This window comes from Enterobacter sp. Tr-810 (assembly GCF_011752765.1).
Classification (GTDB): Bacteria; Pseudomonadota; Gammaproteobacteria; order Enterobacterales; family Enterobacteriaceae; genus Enterobacter; species Enterobacter soli.
In genome coordinates, this window is record NZ_VWWW01000001.1 from 994914 (window position 1) to 1014261 (window position 19348).

At 55.6% G+C, this 19348-nt stretch carries 17 protein-coding genes; 5 read left to right on the top strand and 12 right to left on the bottom strand.

Annotated features, from left to right (window positions below; genetic code table 11):
- Positions 1-37 precede the first annotated feature (37 nt).
- The gene (gene btsR, locus F3J30_RS04710) at positions 38-757 is read right to left on the bottom strand and encodes a two-component system response regulator BtsR (RefSeq protein WP_014070995.1); all 720 of its coding nucleotides are present in this window, start codon (positions 755-757) and stop codon (positions 38-40) included.
- Entirely contained in the window at positions 751-2436 is a 1686-nt protein-coding gene (locus F3J30_RS04715) for a sensor histidine kinase (protein WP_166716255.1), read from the bottom strand. Before F3J30_RS04715 ends, btsR begins: the two co-directional genes overlap by 7 nt.
- A gap of 218 nt (positions 2437-2654) precedes the next feature.
- Between F3J30_RS04715 and mlrA the strand changes: the two genes are divergently transcribed.
- The gene (gene mlrA / locus F3J30_RS04720; protein ID WP_166716258.1) at positions 2655-3395 is read left to right on the top strand and encodes an HTH-type transcriptional regulator MlrA; all 741 of its coding nucleotides are present in this window, start codon (positions 2655-2657) and stop codon (positions 3393-3395) included.
- Positions 3396-3465: 70 nt separating this feature from the next.
- Entirely contained in the window at positions 3466-3579 is a 114-nt protein-coding gene (locus F3J30_RS04725; RefSeq protein ID WP_010433613.1) for a protein YohO, read from the top strand.
- Here the strand turns inward: F3J30_RS04725 and F3J30_RS04730 are convergent.
- From F3J30_RS04730 to bglX, 8 genes are all read right to left on the bottom strand, one after another.
- Positions 3554-4291 (bottom strand): ABC transporter permease, encoded by a 738-nt coding sequence (locus F3J30_RS04730; RefSeq protein WP_014070998.1) that lies wholly within the window; start codon positions 4289-4291, stop codon positions 3554-3556. The two genes, F3J30_RS04725 and F3J30_RS04730, sit on opposite strands and share 26 nt — an antisense overlap.
- Positions 4275-5225 carry an ABC transporter ATP-binding protein gene (locus F3J30_RS04735; RefSeq protein ID WP_166716261.1) on the bottom strand — a complete coding sequence of 317 codons (951 nt, stop codon included), beginning with the start codon at positions 5223-5225 and terminating at the stop codon, positions 4275-4277. Before F3J30_RS04735 ends, F3J30_RS04730 begins: the two co-directional genes overlap by 17 nt.
- Positions 5218-6375, bottom strand: a complete 1158-nt coding sequence (locus F3J30_RS04740; RefSeq protein WP_348771112.1) for an ABC transporter permease — start codon at positions 6373-6375, stop codon at positions 5218-5220. Before F3J30_RS04740 ends, F3J30_RS04735 begins: the two co-directional genes overlap by 8 nt.
- Positions 6376-6387: 12 nt before the next feature.
- On the bottom strand, positions 6388-7305 hold the full coding sequence (locus tag F3J30_RS04745; RefSeq protein WP_166716263.1) for an ABC transporter substrate-binding protein: 918 nt from the start codon (positions 7303-7305) through the stop codon (positions 6388-6390).
- Between the two features lie 70 nt (positions 7306-7375).
- The gene (locus tag F3J30_RS04750) at positions 7376-8611 is read right to left on the bottom strand and encodes an MFS transporter (protein ID WP_166716266.1); all 1236 of its coding nucleotides are present in this window, start codon (positions 8609-8611) and stop codon (positions 7376-7378) included.
- A gap of 51 nt (positions 8612-8662) precedes the next feature.
- Positions 8663-10222, bottom strand: a complete 1560-nt coding sequence (locus F3J30_RS04755) for an MFS transporter (RefSeq protein WP_166716268.1) — start codon at positions 10220-10222, stop codon at positions 8663-8665.
- 23 nt (positions 10223-10245) lie between these two features.
- Complete coding sequence (locus F3J30_RS04760) at positions 10246-11571, bottom strand: glycoside hydrolase family 28 protein (RefSeq protein ID WP_166716270.1); 1326 nt, start codon at positions 11569-11571, stop codon at positions 10246-10248.
- Between the two features lie 354 nt (positions 11572-11925).
- Complete coding sequence (gene bglX, locus F3J30_RS04765; protein ID WP_166716273.1) at positions 11926-14223, bottom strand: beta-glucosidase BglX; 2298 nt, start codon at positions 14221-14223, stop codon at positions 11926-11928.
- 189 nt (positions 14224-14412) lie between these two features.
- On the opposite strand from bglX, the gene dld reads away from it, so the two are divergent.
- Positions 14413-16161, top strand: coding sequence for a D-lactate dehydrogenase (dld, locus tag F3J30_RS04770; protein WP_166716275.1), 1749 nt, complete (start codon positions 14413-14415; stop codon positions 16159-16161).
- A gap of 112 nt (positions 16162-16273) precedes the next feature.
- Positions 16274-16828 carry a GNAT family N-acetyltransferase gene (locus F3J30_RS04775; protein WP_014071007.1) on the top strand — a complete coding sequence of 185 codons (555 nt, stop codon included), beginning with the start codon at positions 16274-16276 and terminating at the stop codon, positions 16826-16828.
- A gap of 86 nt (positions 16829-16914) precedes the next feature.
- On the opposite strand, the gene pbpG is transcribed toward F3J30_RS04775, so the two are convergent.
- Positions 16915-17835, bottom strand: coding sequence for a D-alanyl-D-alanine endopeptidase (gene pbpG, locus F3J30_RS04780; RefSeq protein WP_014071008.1), 921 nt, complete (start codon positions 17833-17835; stop codon positions 16915-16917).
- Between the two features lie 167 nt (positions 17836-18002).
- A complete protein-coding gene (locus tag F3J30_RS04785) occupies positions 18003-18590 on the bottom strand; it encodes a Yip1 family protein (protein ID WP_014071009.1) in 588 nt (195 codons plus the stop codon).
- A gap of 174 nt (positions 18591-18764) precedes the next feature.
- Between F3J30_RS04785 and F3J30_RS04790 the strand changes: the two genes are divergently transcribed.
- Positions 18765-19331, top strand: coding sequence for a DedA family protein (locus tag F3J30_RS04790; RefSeq protein WP_014071010.1), 567 nt, complete (start codon positions 18765-18767; stop codon positions 19329-19331).
- The last annotated feature ends 17 nt before the right edge of the window (positions 19332-19348 follow it).

The window sequence follows — 19348 nt, forward strand, 5'->3', positions numbered from 1 at the left end:
AAATGTCGATGATGCAATGGCGCGCAGTGTACCAGCTTTACAGGCCAATCGCCTCTTTCAAACTTTTCAGATAGCGACGGCTCACCGGCACGGTTTGCCCGGCGCGCAATACCAGCTCTGCCTGGCCGTTATCTTCCAGGCGGATCTCTTTCAGGTGCGCCATGTTCACCAGATACTGACGATGACAGCGAATCAACGGCGTGCGGCTTTCCAGCGTGCGCAGGGTCAGCTCGGTAAACCCTTCGTTACCTTCGGCGCTGGTGACAAACACGCCGCTCATGCGGCTACTGACAAAAGCCACATCGTCCATTTGCAGTAGATAAATGCGGCTGTGCCCGGTGCAGGGAATAAACTTCAGCGGCTGCTGATTTTCCGGTAACAGGGTTACATCCTGCACGGTACGCTCCTGGCGCAGGCGGGTAAGCGTCTTTTCCAGTCGCTTCTCTTCTATCGGTTTGAGCAGGTAATCAAAAGCATGTTCTTCAAAAGCTTTCACGGCGTACTCGTCAAACGCCGTTAAAAACACAATGTACGGGCGGTGTTCCGGGTCGAGCATCCCGACCATCTCCAGCCCGCTGATGCGTGGCATCTGGATATCCAGAAACAGTACGTCCGGGCGCAGTTTATGAACGGCGCCAATCGCTTCTATAGCGTTAGCACACTCGCCAACGATCTCGATATCGCTTTGCTCCTGCAACAGAATGCGCAGGTTTTCCCGTGCTAACGGCTCATCATCAACAATCAGCACTTTCAACATGCGTTTTCCTCCAGCGGTAATCGTAAAGTAATGCGGGTAAATCGGTCCGGCTCACAGGAGACGGTAATGCCGCACGCGTCGCCGAAGTGAGCGCGCAGACGTTTATCCACCAGGCTCATCCCCAACCCGCCAGAGGCAGTTGGCTGATAGAGCCCGGCGTTATCTTCAATATCCAGCACCAGATGGTGATTAAAACGGCTCGCCGCTATGCTTATCTCCCCGATGCCCAGCAACTGTGACGTGCCATGCTTGATGGCATTTTCCACGATAGGTTGCAGGGTAAAGGCCGGAAGATGCTGATACGCCAGCTCGTCCGGCACGGATAACGACACGTGCAGCCGCGACTGAAAACGCGCTTGCTCGATTTGCAGATAGGCGTTCACATGCTCAATTTCATCGGCCAGGGTGACAATTTCCGAAGGACGCTTGAGGTTCTTACGGAAGAATGTCGATAAATACTGCACCAGCTGCGCGGCCTGGTCGCTGTCACGACGAATCACCGCTTTTAGCGTATTCAGGGCGTTAAACAGGAAATGCGGGTTCACCTGCGCATGGAGAAGTTTGATCTCCGACTGGGTTAAGAGCGCCTTTTGCCGCTCATATTGCCCGGCCAGGATCTGCGCCGAAAGCAGCTGCGCAATCCCTTCGCCAAGTGTGCGGTTGATTGAGCTGAATAGCCGGTTTTTAGCCTCGTACAGCTTGATGGTTCCCATAACATGCTGATTTTCCCCACGCAGCGGGATCACCAGAGTAGAACCGAGTTTGCAGTGAGGATGCAGCGAACAGCGATACGGCACTTCGTTACCGTCGGCATACACAACTTCCCCGGTTTCAATGGCGCGCAGCGTATAGGTAGACGAAATCGGTTTGCCTGGCAGGTGGTGGTCGTCCCCTGTTCCGGTAAACGCCAGCAGCCGCTCGCGGTCGGTTATCGCCACCGCACCAATATCCAGCTCTTTATAGAGAACCTGCGCCACCTTCATGCTGTTTTCTTCGTTAAACCCCTGGCGAAGAATACCTTCCGTAGAGGCGGCCACCTTCAGGGCGGTCGCGGAAAACGCTGAGGTGTATTTTTCAAACATCGCACGCTTATCCAGCAGGATGCGCATAAAGAGCGCCGCGCCCACGGTATTTGTTACCATCATTGGGGCGGCGATACTGCCCACCAGATGCAGCGCATCTTCAAACGGACGGGCAATCAGCAGAATAATGGCCATCTGCGCCATTTCTGCGATGAAGGTAATAGCGCCCGCAGTAATGGGGCTAAAGACTTTATCCGGGCGACCGCGCTTGATCATGTAGCTGTGAACCAGGCCGCCGAGCAGCCCTTCGACGATCGTCGAGATCATGCAGCTTAGCGCCGTCATGCCGCCCATCGAATAGCGATGCAGACCGCCCGTTAACCCGACAAGGCCGCCAACGACAGGCCCCCCGAGCAGCCCGCCCATCACCGCACCGATGGCGCGCGTATTGGCGATCGAATCTTCGATATGAAGACCAAAGTAAGTCCCCATAATGCAGAAAATAGAGAAAGTTACGTAGCAGAGGAGCTTATGCGGCAGACGTACGGTAACCTGCATCAGCGGGATAAACAGGCGCGTTTTACTCATCAACCAGGCGATGACCAGGAAAACACACATCTGCTGAAGCAGCAGCAACACCAGGTTAAACTCGTACATACTCGCAAACCGCACGTTCTAAAAACGCGTAACATACACTGATGTGGTTAAACTTTCTTTGAAGCGTACCGAAAAAGGTGTAATTCGTGTCCGGTATCACACCTTTTGCTGAACATAACGTATCCCTCGCATTTTTTGTTCAAAAATTCACCAGCACTTCCTGGTTCACCAATCTGGGTCTACAGTTAAGCTGGGGACGCGTAAGCCAGGGGGCGAATATGGCGCTTTACACAATAGGTGAAGTGGCACTCCTTTGTGATATCAATCCCGTGACCCTACGGGCTTGGCAACGACGATACGGATTACTCAAACCGCAGAGAACAGACGGTGGTCACCGCCTGTTTAATGACGCGGATATCGACCGGATCCGCGAGATCAAAAGCTGGATCGACAACGGTGTTCAGGTTGGGAAAGTGAAATCGTTGCTCAGCCAGGACGATCCTGACACACAGCATATCTGGCGCGAACAACAAGAAGCCCTGCTGCGCCTGTTGCAGGCGGGGAATCTGCAACGCCTGCGTGCGTGGATTAAAGAGCAAGGGCGCGACTACCCTGCGCAAACCCTGATTACGCATCTTTTTATCCCCTTACGCCGCCGTCTTCAGTGCCAGCAGTCCACCTTACAGGCGCTGCTGAGTATGCTCGATGGCGTACTGATCAATTACATTTCCGTTTGCCTGGCATCGGCAAGAAACAAAAACGGAAAAGATGCGCTGGTCGTTGGCTGGAATGTGCACGATACCACCCGTCTGTGGCTGGAAGCGTGGATAGCCACCCAGCAGGGCTGGCGCGTGGATGTGCTGGCACATTCTCTGGCGCAGTTTCGCCCCGAATTTTTTGACGGGCAGACGCTGCTGGTCTGGTGTGGTGAAGTCCCGACAGCCTCGCAGCAACAGCTGCTGACGGAGTGGCGCGAGCACGGCTACCCGGTTTATTCGCTCGGTCCGAATGAGTCGTAACGGCATTTAATGGTTCATTAACAGCTGCGCTTCACCGTATAATTGCTCTATTAACAACAGGAGCACATTTATGAAGGCAACTAAACTGGCCGTAATCACCCTTTTCGTCCTGATGGCCGTCAGCGGGATTGGCGGCGTTATGCTGGCAGGTTACTCGTTTATTGTTCGCGGCGGTGTCGGCTGAGATAACTCGCCAGGCGCTCGAAACCGCGGTCAACCACAATGGCCGCGAGCGCAACCAGCACTGCCCCCTGAACAATATAGGCCGTATTAAATCCGCTTAAGCCGATAATGATCGGCGTGCCCAGGGTGTTTGCCCCCACCGTAGAGGCAATGGTCGCGGTGCCTATGTTAATAATCACGGATGTGCGGATCCCCGCAATAATGACCGGCGCGGCCAACGGCAGTTCAACGTTGCGCAGTCGCTGCCAGGCACTCATTCCCATCCCTTCTGCCACACTCATCACCGATGCGGGCACGGCCGAAATCCCTGCAAGCGTCCCCTGCAAAATGGGCAGCACGCCATACAAAATCAGGGCAATAATTGCAGGCTCCTGACCAAAACCTATCACCGGAACGGCGATTGCCAGCACGGCCACGGGCGGAAATGTCTGGCCGATGGCGGCAATGGTTTCAACCAGCGGGCGAAACTCCCGGCCGGACGGACGTGTGACCACAATCCCGGCTCCCACACCAAGCACAATAGCCAGCACACTGGATACTGCCACCAGCCAGAAGTGCGCCAGCGTCAGATTAATAAAGCTTTCCTGCTGGTAGACCGGGCGCGGTAGCCCAGGAAAGAGCGCGCTGAATACCCCGGCGCTGTGCGGCATCAGGATTAACAGTGCGACAAAAAGCAGCACCAGCCAGATAAGCGGATCACGCATCCACTTCACGCGCCACCTCCCCCTCCAGTAGATCGCGAAAATGGAGCGTGCCGCAGGATTTGCCCTGCGCGTCCGCCACAGGCAGCACTTCACACTGCCGGGCAACAAAAGCCGATAACGCATCGCGCAGGCTCATGTGCTCCAGCAACGGTTCACCGCCGGTCTGCGTCTCCTGTCGACGCATCGCCTCCCCGACGGTTCGCAACGAAAGCAGGCGCACGCCCAGTTCGCTGCGGCCAAAAAACTCACGCACAAAATCGTTCGCCGGACGCGTGAGGATCTCAAGCGGTGTGCCCTGCTGAATGACTTCGCCGCTGTCCATCAGCACCAGCCGGTCGGCCAGCCGAAGCGCCTCGTCGATATCGTGGGTCACGAGGATTATCGTACGCCCCAGAATGCGGTGAATACGGGTCATCTCCGCCTGCAACGCGCTACGCGTCACCGGATCCAGCGCACCAAAAGGTTCATCCATCAACAGCACCTGCGGATTGGCCGCCAGCGCCCGCGCCACGCCAACCCGCTGCTGCTGCCCGCCGGAAAGCTGATGCGGATAACGCTCGCGCAAGGCTGGCTCTAACCCCAGAAGCGCCATTAGCTCATCCACACGCGCATTGATTTTTTGCCGCGACCATTTCTCCAGCTGCGGCACGGTGGCGATATTCTGCGCCACCGTCCAGTGGGGAAACAGGCCAATGGACTGAATGGCGTATCCCATTCGTCTGCGAAGCTCGAGCACCGGCAGGCTGCGGATCTCTTCACCGGCAAAACGGATCAGACCGCTGTCGTGTTCCACCAGCCGATTGATCATCTTAAGCGTGGTGGATTTTCCCGAACCCGAAGTGCCTATCAGCACGGTAAATGCCCCCTCCTCAAAATGCAGATTCAGGTGACTTACCGCCGGACGCCCCGCAAAGGTTTTACTTACATCGTGGAATTCAATCATTCTCCCTCCCCCTGAGCAGCGCGAGCCACAGGGCAAACAGCGCATCCACCACCACCGCCAGGGCAATCGCCGGAACAACGCCCAGCAGCACCAAATCCAGTGCGCTGCTGAGCAATCCCTGGAATACCAGTGCACCAAACCCGCCTGCGCCAATCAACGCCGCGATCACCGCCATCCCTACCGTCTGCACGGCCACCACTCGCAGGCTGCGCAACAGCAGCGGCAGTGCGATGGGCAGCTGTACCTTCCAGAAGCACTGGCGCGCGCTCATCCCCATCGCCTGAGCGCTTTCCAGCACATCCGGTGCAACCTGGCTTAGCCCCGCCACCACACCGCGAACCAGCGGCAAGAGCGCATACAGCACCAGCGCAATCAGTGCCGGGGTTAATCCCGTACCGGCGATGCCGAGTGAAGCGAGCAACGGGATTGATTTGACCAGCCCTGCCAGCGGTGCGATCAGCAGGCCAAACAGCGCCACCGACGGAATGGTCTGGATGACGTTCAGCAGCGCAAAGACCGCACCCTGGCGCGCAGGATGACGATAACACCACATCCCCAACGGCAACCCCAGCAGCAACGCCGGGAACAGCGTCCCGAACAGGATTGTCAGATGCTGCGCCAGGGCATCATCGAAGATGTCCTGGCGGTTGGCATACTCTTTTAACAATGAAAGATTGTTCAGCGCACCGCTGAACAGCAGTAATAGCGGGATAAACCAGATCTGTGCATTAAGCCCCCAGCGCCAGACGGCGTGCGGCGTAAGACGACGAATGGCATCACTGCTGGCCAGCAGACAGAGCGCAAGCCACAGCCACAGGCCGCTCCCTACGGAGGTTCGCGCCAGCGGGCTTTCGGCAGAAACCATCAGCGTTGCTGCAAGGCCAGCGCCCCAGAACAACACAATAAACAGCGCTTCGCAGAGGATAAGCGTCAGCCACTGCGCTGCACGTCCTTGCCAGAGTGATAACGCGATAATCGCGCAAAGTGCCCCTGCCAGCAGCAGCGGCGAAAATGACCAGACCTGCCAGAGCGCGCGCCCTTCACCTGACACCAGGCGGTTGGGCGCGACATTCACAAACGGCAGCGCAACGGCCGAGATGGCGACACAAGCCAGCATCAGCAACACGCGGTTATGACATTTTATCGGCACAGCCCTGTCCTGTTACTTCACAAGCCCTTGTTGTTTCAGGAAGTCGGCAGCCACTTTTTTGGCATCCAGCCCCTCGACGGCAATACTGGCATTGAGCTGTTGCAGCGTTTTCTCATCCAGTTTTTCAAACACCGGTTTGAGCCACGTGCCAATCTCCGGGTATGCCTTCAGCGTGGCTTCACGTACCACGGGCGTCGGAGCATAAATCGGCTGAACGCCTTTCGGATCGGTCAGAGTTTGCAGGCCAAGCGCCGCAACCGGGCCATCGGTCCCGTAGGCCATGGCGGCATTCACGCCAGAGGTTTGCTGCGCTGCCGCTTTGATGGTCACCGCCGTATCGCCCCCGGCCAGAGAGAGCAACTGGCTCTGATCAAGCTTAAAGTCATAGGCTTTTTCAAACGCCGGAAGCGCGTCTGGCCGCTCGATAAACTCAGCGGACGCGGCGAGCTTAAAGTCGCCCTTCTCTTTCAGGTAACGACTCAGGTCGTCCAGCGACGTCAACTTGCCTTTTTCGGCAAGATCTTTGCGCACGGCGATGGTCCAGGTGTTGTTGGCAGGCGATGGCGTCAGCCAGACCAGTTTGTTCTGATCCGCATCCAGCTTTTTGACTTTCTCATAGCCAGCCTGGGCATTTTTCCAGGCAGGATCGTTTTCATCTTTGAAGAAGAAGGCCCCGTTACCGGTGTATTCCGGGTATATATCCAGCTCGCCAGAGGTAATCGCACCACGCACAACGGGCGTTGTGCCAAGCTGTACTTTATTGACCGTTTTAACACCGTGACTTTCCAGTACCTGTAAGATGATATTGCCAAGCAGCGCACCTTCGGTATCAATCTTAGAGCCGACTTTCACCGGCTCTGCCGCCTGTAGCGGCAGGCTCAGCGCCGCCAGAAGTACCGCTGAGCCTGTGATCCCCTTTGCAATCGTCATTGGGCTTTCCTCATTATTTTGCCGCCTTTTTCATAGGCTTGAGAGAAAAGCGTAGTCTAAAAACCAGAATTCAGCCTTCTTCCGGTAAGGTCAGCGGCACGCTCAGCAGGCTGGCGGCAAAATAGAGAATGGCGATCACCCATAACGTGCCCTCCACACCAAGCGGGACAACGCAGAGCGTGACAATCAGCGGCCCGACAAAGTTGCTTAACCCGGAGCCCAGATTCAGGCAGGAGATGGCCGCCCCTTTGTTTTGGGGTAACAGAGAAGGGATCAGTGCGCTCAGTGGGCCAAACGCCCCAAGCCCAATGGCATATAACACCAGCGCCATAAACAGGGCCGTTTCACTGTTGCCAAACCACACCGGCACGTAACAGACGGCAAGCATCGCCAGCCCGCACAGCGTGCCGGAGAACCAGACAACCGTCTTGCGCCAGCCGATAGTGTCCCCCAGCCAGCCGAAAAAGTAGTTGGCGAAGATATTGACCACGTTCACCAGCCCCCAGATGGCCAGCCACTGGGCGATGCTGAAACCATAGCGTGGCAGGTAGACCGGCATCAGGATCACCAGCGAAAACTTGCCGATGTCATTGATGGTTTTGACGATAACCGCAAGGCGCATTTTGGGCTCGCGTACCAGCACCAGTAATCCTTCAGCCAGCGCCGTGCCAAGCCTGCCATCGTGTTGCCACTGCGGGCGGTCGCGGTTGAGCACCAGTGCGCAAAACGCTCCCAGCACCACAAATACAAAGCCGCTAAGCAGCGTGGCGGTTTCGCCAATCACAGGCAACATCACGCCGGAATACCACGGCCCGACAATGGTCATCCCCACGCCGAAGGCAATCCAGAACCAGGAGACCGCGCGGCCAAGAATACCCGGCTCGCAGCGCTGGTTGACCCACACCAGAAACGAGTAGGCAAACAGTGGATACGCCACGCCGCGCAGGGCGTAGCTCGCCACCATCAGCGGGTAATGCCCCTGTGGCAGCGCCCAGCCGATAAACGGAATAGAGCCGATAAAGTAAATCAGCGTAGCGGCCCACATCAGACGACGCAGCCCGAGCACGCCCGCGCCAATGCCAGAGAACCACGACACCAGTGCCACACACAGGCCGAAGACCGATGAAAGCAGGCTGATATGCACCGCATCAAAACCACGGTGTTGTAGCAACGAGGCGAGCCAGCTTTGTTCGATAGTTGCCCCGGTAATAAACAGGAAAATGCCAAAAAATCCCCAGCACAACTCACGGGGCAGCCCTAACCGGGCCCAAATCCCCTGCTGGATAATCATACTGTGTTCTGTCATGTCAGTTCATCTTAAGCAGGCCGGGCGCACAGACCCGGCCAAATCAGGAAGTCAGGCGTTTTCCAGTTGCCCGGCCAGTTTGCGGGCAAGCATCCGCTTGCGATTGAGGTAGCCGACGGTGTTTTCACCCCAGCAATGTTCGTATGGCATCCCGGTCAGGCTTTCGATCACCGCCCGGTTTTCTGCGCTCACGGTGGCCTTGCTGCCGCCCTGTTTCAGACGCGCGACTTCTTCGTTCAGAATGGCGTGCGTGCGGCTGTTCACCCTGAACTGGAAGGCAGACCAGATCCCCCACAGGGTGAGGACGACCGGCAGAGCAATCATGATAATCATGATCATGCTGATCGCTGACTGCGGCTGAGAGCTCTGCCCGGAGACGAAGCCTGACATCTGCAACGCCACCCCGACCAGGAAGATAGAGAGCGCCTGAGACGCTTTGCGCAGCAGGCTCATAAACCCGGCAAAGATCCCTTCGCGACGATTCCCGGTGAGGATCTCATCCACATCGGCCACAAAGGTGTAGTTGTTCCACGGAATGGCATAAATCCCCCCGCGCGCCAGACCAGCAACCGCAGCGCCCGCATACAGAATGGTCATTCCCCCCACGCCGCTGATGTACGCCGAAACAAACAGGGCAAAAGCGACCAGCGCCATGGTAGCCTGAGTGGCGAAAGCCCGGGAAGGCGAGAAGCGCAGCGTCAACCAGGTGGCGATACCAACGCCAAAGAATTGCAGGCCGTTGATCACCCCCAGCAGGTTAGAGGCCATCACGGATGAGGTCATCATCGCGAAGACCACAAAATAGGTAAACACCGAGTTGAAGATGTCCTGCGCGACGGAGCCGCCAAGGTACATGCCCAGATGCGAGCGGAAGGTCTTTATCTTAAGCGTTGAGACAAAATCATAGTAGATATGGAAAATGCGGGTCCCAAACGGCTCTTTTTCCTCATCTTCCGCGTGGTGCTCGTTTTGCTGAATCTCTTCCAGCGAGCGCTCCCAGGTGCCGAAATAGACAAAGAACAGCACTATCATGAACGACACGGTGAAAATGGCCCCGGTATAGAAGAAGGAATCCGAAGAGTCCTGGCCGAAGTAACCTACCAGCCGCCCTGGCAGGAATGCCGCCGCAAACCCGGCCAACTGGGCAATGTACATGCGGGCGCTGGTCAGTTTTGAGCGTTTTTTAAAATCAGAGGTCATCTCCGCCGACAGGGTGTCGTACGGGATAATTATCATGGTGTAGACGATTTCAAAGAGGATATAGAACAGCAGATACATCCAGTAGTTGAACCCTTCAACCCACAGCAGGCTGTAGACCGACACCAGCGGAATACTGGCCAGCAGGAAGAAACGGCGGCGGCCGAATCGACGTCCGAGGCGGGTTTTATGGAAGTTATCGGAAACGTAACCGATAACCGGGCACATAATTACATCGACAATCCTTGCCACTGCAAACAGCGACCCCGCCTGGATAGGCGTCAGGCCGCAAAATGTGGTCAGGAAGAACAAAAGCCAGGCGCTGACAAGCGTAAAGGCCCCAGAACCAATCACATCCGCCAGCCCGTAACAGACATAGTTACGCAGCTTTATTTCACGTATTTTTTTTATCATTTTTGTCCCCTGAATTTACCGTGTTAAACCCGGATTTCCTCAGCATCCCAACCCTCAGGCAGCGGTGAAGGACGCGTTATGTGTAAATCACTTAATTGCAGCCGGCTGACGCCGCTGGCGAAAATTGCGGGGAGTCCTTGCGGATAACGCTCTACACCGTGGGCGCGCCCGGTATCGGGGTTCACCTTATAGGCGTTATCCAGCCCCATTCCGGTGGGACGTTCCGGGTTGCACGGTGGGCGCACGTCGTAGCAGCCCTGCTCGTCTGATGGCCCGCAAATTTGGTTGAAGGTCACTCCGCTGAAGGTGATACCGGAAATGGCATCGGGTATTTCGCTGTGAAGATTGATGGCGCCCTCACCCACGCCATTGAGGCCAGAGAAGGTGATTTGACTGATATTGCCGGGCCGGACATCCGGCGCGCGGTAACGCAGGGAGACAAAGACCGGATCGGCTTTCCCCCAGTGGCAGGGATCGCCGTGGTGGCAGTCAAACAGGATATTGCTAAAGACCATCTGGCTGAACGCGCCGCCATCGCGGGACACCAGGCCGATGCCGCGATTGGATTCAAAAATCACGCAGTTGTTGACGGCGATATTGCGGATATCGGCGTGGGTTTCAGTCCCGACTTTAATCGCGCAACTTTTAGAGCGAATAATGCAGTTATTCACCGTGACGTTATAAACCGGCTGCTGAAGTTCAGGTGCTTTGGCGGTAGTTTTCAGGCAGATGCCGTCATCAGCAGCGCTGAAGTAGCTGTCACTGATATGTACATGCTGGCAGCTGTCGATATCCAGCGCGTCGGTGTTGGAGAGCGCCAGGTCGTTATCAATAGTGAGATTACGGATGAAGACGTGGTTGCAGCTCACCAGATGGGCGGTCCACATAGGTGAGTCATACAGGGTGATATTGCTGATACGCACCTGCTCGCAGCTTTCGAACACCACCAGACGAGGACGGCGGGTTTTCGGCTGGCGATACCCCTGCGCATCCGCCTGTGGTTCAAACCAGGCAGTGGCGTTCCCGTCAATACAGCCAGCCCCGCTCAGTGTCACGCCGCGCGCATCACGGGCGTATATCAGCGCCATGTGGGAAAGCTCCGCCATGCTTTGCGTCACCGCCGCCAGGTAATCCTCTTCGCGATGGCTGGCAAGCAGTCGTGCGCCTGCTTCCAGATGCAGCGTGATGTGTGAGGACAATACCAGGGTTCCGGTCAGATAGATGCCTGGCGTGACCACCAGCGTGCCGCCCCCGGACATCGCCAGCTCGTCGAGTAAACCCTGTAGGGTCGCCGTCACGGGCGATGCCCCGGTACGATCCAGTTCGACGTTTTCTAATGTGATATTCATGTCGTTACCTGTCAGCGTTGTTTTAACAGGCATTAAACGGGGATTTCGGCGCACGTTCCCGGCGTAATCAGCGGGAATTTATATGAACAGTGAAGGTCATCACGCCAGTCTGGCGGCGTTACCGGCACTTTTGACGTTGTTCACGTTTTCGCCCGTAGCGCAAAAAAGAAGTGTGAAAACCTTCACATTTCAGGGGCGCAGAGCGGGAAAAAAAGCGGGGTTTGAGGTTTTTTGTCGCAAGAAGTCAGAAAAGTTGTGTTGTGGGTCACGGAACAGCAGGAATGAGAGGATGGTGGGGGTTGCCAGAGGCAGGTGGGTATCCGCTCCCCCCATAGGAGAGAGCGGTGGGAAAATTTACTGCAATTCAAACTCGCCTTTATTCACGCGAGCTGAATCCACCCCGATAAATACATTGAATTTGCCCGGCTCAGCATCGTATTTCATCTGCTGGTTCCAGAACTTCAGTGCATCCACATCAATCGGGAAACTGACGGTTTTGGTCTCACCCGGTTTCAGGTTCACCTTATCAAAGCCGCGCAGCTGTTTCACCGGACGGCTCATGGAGGCGGTGACATCCTGAACATACATCTGGATAACCGTTGCCCCTTCACGTTTGCCGGTGTTGGTCACCTCCACGCTGGCGGTCACTTTACCGTCACGCTTCAGTGTTGGCGCAGACATTTTCACGTCAGAAACCTTGAAGGTGGTGTAGCTCAGGCCATAACCAAACGGATACAACGGGCCGTTGGCTTCGTCGAAGTAGCGCGAGGTGTACTTGTTCGGCTTGTCGGCGTTATACGGACGACCGGTGTTCAGGTGGCTGTAGTAAACCGGGATCTGCCCAACCGAGCGCGGGAAGGACATCGGCAGCTTGCCTGACGGGTTGTAATCGCCAAACAGCACGTCGGCAATGGCGTTACCGCCTTCGGTACCGGCAAACCAGGTTTCCAGAATGGCGTCGGCCTGCTGATCTTCTTTCACCAGCGCCAGCGGACGGCCGTTCATCAGCACCAGCACCAGCGGTTTACCGGTGGCTTTCAGCGCCGCAATCAGGTCACGCTGACTTTGCGGAATGGTGATGTCGGTACGGCTGGACGCTTCATGCGCCATCCCCTGTGCTTCGCCGACAACGGCAACCACCACGTCGGACTGCTTCGCAGCGGCCACGGCTTCGTCAATCATCTCTTTCGGCGAGCGAGGATCAACTTTCACCGCCTCTTCGTACTGATTCAGGAAGGTGACGATATCTTTATCGTTAGTGACGTTCGCCCCTTTGGCGTACACCACTTTACCGTTGTCACCGATGGCGTTTTTAATGCCGGTCAGAACGGTGATGGACTGATCGGCCACACCGGCCGCAGACCAACTGCCCATCACATCACGCTTGCTGTCGGCCAGCGGGCCAACCACGGCAATTGTGCCGGACTTTTTCAGCGGCAGCGTTTCCAGACGGTTTTTCAGCAACACCAGGCTTTCGCGCGCCACGTCACGCGCTTCTTTGCGGTGCAGGCGGCTTTCAGCGTTGGTATCCACCGGGTCGGAATCTTTAGGCCCCAGGTGGCTGTACGGATCGTTAAACAGCCCCATGTCATATTTCACGTTCAGCACGTGGCGGGTGGCGTCGTCCAACTCTGCCATCGTCACTTTGCCGCTCTTCACCAGCCCCGGCAGGTATTTGCTGTAGTACTCGTCGCTCATACTCATGTTGATGCCAGATTTGAGCGCCACACGCACGGCATCTTCAGGGTCGGATGCCGTACCGTGTTTGATAAGTTCTTTAATCGCGCCGTGGTCAGACACCGTGATGCCTTTAAAGCCCCACTGGTCACGCAGTACGTCTTTTAGCAGCCAGGCGTCAGAGGTAGCAGGCGTGCCGTTGAGCGAGTTCAGCGCCACCATCACCGCGCCGCTGCCTGCATCCAGGCCCGCTTTGTACGGCGGCATATAGTCGTTGAACAGGCGCTGCGAGCTCATGTCGACGGTGTTGTACTCTTTCCCGCCTTCAACTGCACCGTAAGCCGCGAAGTGTTTGACGCTGGTCATGACCGAATAGCGATCCGCCGGGCTCTTGCCCTGCATCGCTTCAACCATGGTTTTGCCCATCGTCGAGGTCAGATAAGTATCTTCACCAAATCCTTCAGAGGCACGGCCCCAGCGCGGATCGCGCGAGACATCCACCATCGGCGCCCAGGTCATATTCAGGCCGTCGTCCGCCGCTTCATAAGCAGAAATGCGCCCGACGGTGTTGACCGCGTCGAGGTTAAAGGAAGAGGCTAAGCCCAGGCTAATCGGGAAGACGGTACGCTGACCGTGCAGCACGTCATAGGCGAAGAACAGAGGAATTTTCAGGCGGCTGAGTTCCATCACCTGATCCTGCATTTTGCGGATATCCTGGCGAGTGACGGTGTTAAAGATCGCCCCGACCTGGCTATCTTTAATCATTTCGCGGATGGCCTCTTTCGGGTTATCCGGGCCGACACTGATAAGACGAAGCTGACCGATTTTTTCATCGACCGTCATCTTCTTGAGCAGTTCAGTGACAAATGCATCACGAGCTTCCGGCGTTAGCGGGTGATTGCCAAACAAATCATCTGCCAGTGCAGGTTGTAACGCCAGGCAGACGGCGACCCCTACAGAACAAAGCCATTTCATGTTGTTTTACTCTCTCATCAATAACCGCCGGAAGATCTCGGCCAAACCGTGCGAAAAGCGCAGTGTGCCACAAACCCTCTGAACCTTGCAGGGTTATTCTCTGATTTTTCTCATGAATACTAGACCGCTTAACAGTTTATCGCGCTATGCTTTACAGCGAGAAATTTGCCCCACCACAAGGAGTGGAAGATGTCTTCTGTTCGAACCTACGATAACAATACTTTTATTAACGAACTGTCGCGCCTGGTTGGTCACTCTCACCTGCTCACCGACCCGGCCAAAACGGCCCGCTACCGCAAGGGATTTCGTTCCGGTCAGGGCGATGCGCTGGCGGTTGTGTTCCCCGGCACGCTGCTGGAACTGTGGCGTGTGCTAAGCGTCTGCGTGGATGCCGACAAGATTATACTGATGCAAGCGGCCAACACCGGTCTGACCGAAGGCTCGACGCCAAACGGCAACGATTACGATCGCGACATCGTGATCATCAGCACCCTGCGTCTCGACAAACTGCACCTGCTGGACAAAGGCGAACAGGTCCTCGCCTTCCCGGGCACCACACTCTATTCGCTGGAAAAAGCACTGAAACCGCTGGGACGCGAACCGCATTCGGTGATTGGTTCCTCTTGTATTGGTGCCTCGGTTATTGGCGGTATCTGTAATAACTCCGGCGGCTCGCTGGTGCAGCGCGGTCCCGCGTACACCGAGATGTCGCTATACGCCCGTATCGATGAAAACGGCAAGCTGACGCTTGTTAACCATCTCGGGATTGATCTGGGTGTGACCCCGGAACAGATCCTCAGTAAGCTCGATGATGACCGCGTAAAAGACACCGACGTTCAGCACGACGGCCGCCATGCCCACGATCATGACTACGTAACGCGCGTACGCGATATCGACGCCGACACGCCAGCGCGGTACAACGCTGACCCGGACAGGCTGTTTGAGTCTTCCGGCTGTGCGGGCAAACTGGCGGTGTTTGCGGTGCGTCTGGACACTTTCCCGGCAGAGAAAAAACAGCAGGTGTTTTATATCGGTACCAATCAACCGGACGTGCTGACCGAAATTCGTCGTCATATTCTGGGGGAATTCACCCATCTGCCGGTGGCGGGCGAATATATGCACCGGGATATTTACGACATCGCCGAGCGTTACGGGAAAGACACCTTCCTGATGATCGACAAGCTCGGCACCGACAAAATGCCGTTCTTCTTCACCATGAAGGGCCGCACCGACGCGATGCTCGATAAAGTGTCGCTGTTCAAGCCCCACTTCACCGACCGTTTTATGCAGAAACTGGGCAACGTCTTCCCGGCGCATTTACCGGAGCGGATGAAAACCTGGCGCGATAAGTACGAACACCATCTGCTGCTGAAAATGGCCGGGGATGGCATCGAAGAGGCGCAAACCTGGCTGACGGAGTTCTTCAAAACTGCCGAAGGCGATTTCTTTGCCTGTACGCCAGAAGAAGGCAGCAAAGCTTTCCTGCACCGTTTTGCCGCCGCAGGTGCGGCGATTCGTTATCAGGCCGTTCACGCGGACGAGGTGGAAGATATTCTTGCGCTGGATATTGCCTTGCGCCGTAATGACACCGAATGGTATGAGCATCTGCCGCCGGAAATTGACAGCAAGCTGGTGCATAAGCTCTATTACGGCCACTTTATGTGTTATGTCTTCCATCAGGATTACATTGTCAAAAAAGGGGTGGACGCGCATGCGCTGAAGGAGCAAATGCTCGCCCTGTTACATGAGCGTGGCGCGCAATATCCTGCCGAACACAACGTCGGGCATCTGTATAAAGCACCAGAAACGTTAACGCGTTTTTATCGCGAGAATGACCCAACAAACAGTATGAACCCCGGGATTGGTAAAACCACGCGGCATAAACACTGGAAAGAGCAGGCTGAAACCGTGGATCCTGATACACAAAACATTGATTAATGTGTGCAGCCATTTTTGAGAGATTGTTAAGCGTTCCTCAATCGTACTAGAGTAAACGACCGACGCCGGAGAAACGTTTCTCCGGCTTTTTATGACGAGGAGCAAGCACATCATGTCGGCCGTCGATATTTTATCCGAAACCGAAGTTGAAGTGCGCGATGCCCTACCCGACGATGTGCACGCTATCTCAGCAATTTATGCCTGGCATGTACTCCACGGACGCGCGTCGTTCGAGGAAGTCCCCCCTGCGATTGACGAAATGCGCCAGCGAATGAAAAGTGTTGCTGATAGCGGTCTGCCGTGGCTGGTAGCGCTGTATCGCGGCATTGTGGTGGGTTATTGCTATGCCACCCCTTATCGTCCACGTCAGGCCTATCGGTATACCCTTGAAGAATCTATCTATGTGGATGCCAGCACCACAGGTCGCGGTTTTGGCACGGCACTGATGGACGCTCTGATTGCGCGTTGTGAAGAGGGACCATGGCGGCAAATGATCGCCGTTGTCGGCGACGGAAATAACAACCCTGGCTCGTTGCGATTGCATAAAAAGCATGGCTTCGAAGTGGTCGGGCAGTTGCGCAGCGTGGGTTATAAAAAAGGCAACTGGCGGGATACGATTATTATGCAGCGGTCACTGAACGATGGTGACTGGACGCTGCCAGAATAAGGCGCTGTGCGGTCTGATGCCCTCACCCACGGGGAGAGGGAGAAAACATAAAAAAACGGTAACCTGGGTTACCGTTTTGCTTTTACCTAATCGTTTTGCGCCGTCGCCATCTGTTCAGCTTTCTGCTTTTTATAGCTCAGCGCCGCAGCCGGCACCGGTTGCACTTTCCCGGTTTCAATCCAGGTACGCAGGCGGCTTGCATCCGCGAAGTGGGTATATTTGCCAAAAGCATCCATCACCACCAGCGCCACCGGTTTACCGTTAAACACGGTACGCATCACCAGACAGTGACCCGCCGCATTGGTAAAGCCCGTTTTCGTTAACTGGATATTCCAGTTTTCGCGATACACCAGATGGTTAGTATTGCGGAACGGCAGCGTGTACGCAGGGTTGGCAAAGGTTGCCATCTCTTCACGTGTGGTGCTGAGCTGGCCTATCAGCGGATACTGCTTGCTGGCAATCAGCAGCTTCGTCAAATCACGTGCGGTAGAGACGTTGTGAATCGACAGCCCGGTCGGCTCAACATAATGGGTGTTGGTCATGCCAAGCGATTTGGCTTTTGCATTCATTGCGCGAATAAACGCGTCATAACCGCCCGGATAATGGTGAGCCAGGCTCGCCGCCGCGCGGTTTTCAGAGGACATCAGCGCCAGCAGCAGCATATTCTTACGGCTGATTTCGCTGTTCAGACGCACGCGAGAATAAATCCCTTTCATCTCTGGCGTATGGCTAATGTCTACCTTCAGTTTTTCATCCAGCGGCAGTCGTGCATCAAGCACCACCATCGCGGTCATTAATTTGGTGATTGACGCGATCGGGCGCACCAGATCCGGGTGGCTGGAGTAGATCACCTGGTTAGTGTTCAGATCGACAATCATCGCGCTGCCGGAGGCAATTTCCGGTTGTGCAGCGGTGGTCACTGCGGGCGTTTTGGCTAACGCTGGCACAGCAACAGATGCGCCAAAAATCAGCGCAAGGCTAAGTAAAGAAACTCGGAATTTCAGCATGGTGAGACTTCTGATAATTATTCACGCACGTAATGACGTACACCGCCTGTGTTGAAGGATAAGCACAGGCTGGCTTCGGCATCATAGCGGTCACCGTGCTTTGTCGCCAGCGAAGAATCGTGAACAGATGCTGCATTGCTGGCATTTACGCCAGCAATGCAGTGAACTTAAAAGAGACGATATCCATAACCCCAAAGAATAACCGTCAGGGCAAGTAAGGCTTCCAGAACCAGCACACCAATCGCGAGTGTTGAACTGGAGAAGCTAAGCCCCTCTTCTTTGTTGATATTCAGGAAGGTTGGAACCCCCAGATACAGCAGATAACCTGTGTAAAAGAGAGCAATAGTACCGATCAGCGCGCACAGCCAGACCAGTGGATAGAGCGCAACAATACCGCTTAAGAACAGCGGAGTCGCGACATATCCGGCAAAGACCATACAGTGTGTCAGCGACGGGCGTTGTGGATAGTTACGAGCCATCCAGTGAATGACCCGCCCCATGACGGCCACCCCCGCCAGCATGACGCCGTAGAACAGAATGGCGAGATACAGCCCGGTAAACCAGTTAAGCTTCACAACGGTGCCATCACCGAAGTTCCAGCCAATTTGCGTGGTACCTATAAATGCGCAGATCACCGGCACTGCCGCCATCAGCAGCACATGGTGCGTGTAGTGATGCGCAACCGTTTCGTTCTCGCCTCTTATCACGTGCATTTCACGGTCGGGATGGGAAAAGAGTCCCCAGACATGGTTCATAGCGCCCCCTTGTTGTCGGCCCGTCAGCGATACTTCAAGTATAATGCAGGCTTCAGATTATTTTATGTACAAGGCTAAAAATGCCGCTTCGGGCAATCTGCTTTCATTGCGCCATTATTGATTCATGGGGTGTATGATTAATGCAGATACTGACAGGGAGACTACGCTGACTTTATGGATATCAATGGTCTGATTGAACAGTACGGCTACGCAGCGCTGGTGATAGGCAGCGTGGCTGAAGGTGAAACCATCACGCTGCTTGGCGGTGTTATCGCACATCAGGGGTTGTTGCGTTTCCCGCTGGTGGTGGCTGCCGTGGCACTGGGTGGCATGATTGGCGATCAGCTGCTCTATTTTCTGGGACTGCGCTTCGGGCCAACCCTGCTGCAACGATTTTCAAAACACCGCAAGAAAATCCGCCGTGCCCAGCGACTCATTCAGCGTCATCCGTACCTGTTTGTGATTGGTACGCGCTTTATGTACGGCTTTCGTATTATCGGGCCGATCCTGATTGGCGCCAGCCGCCTGCCGCCTAAAATTTTCCTGCCGTTAAATATTCTTGGCGCCATCGCCTGGGCGTTGATTTTTACCACCCTGGGCTATCTCGGCGGTGAAGTCATTGGCCCGTGGCTGCACAATCTTGACCAGCACGTTAAACACTGGGCATGGCTGATTCTGGTGGTTGGAGCGGTGATTGCCGTGCGCATCTGGCTCAAACGCCGGGACGATAAGCGGGAGTGAAAATGCGCTCCCGCCGT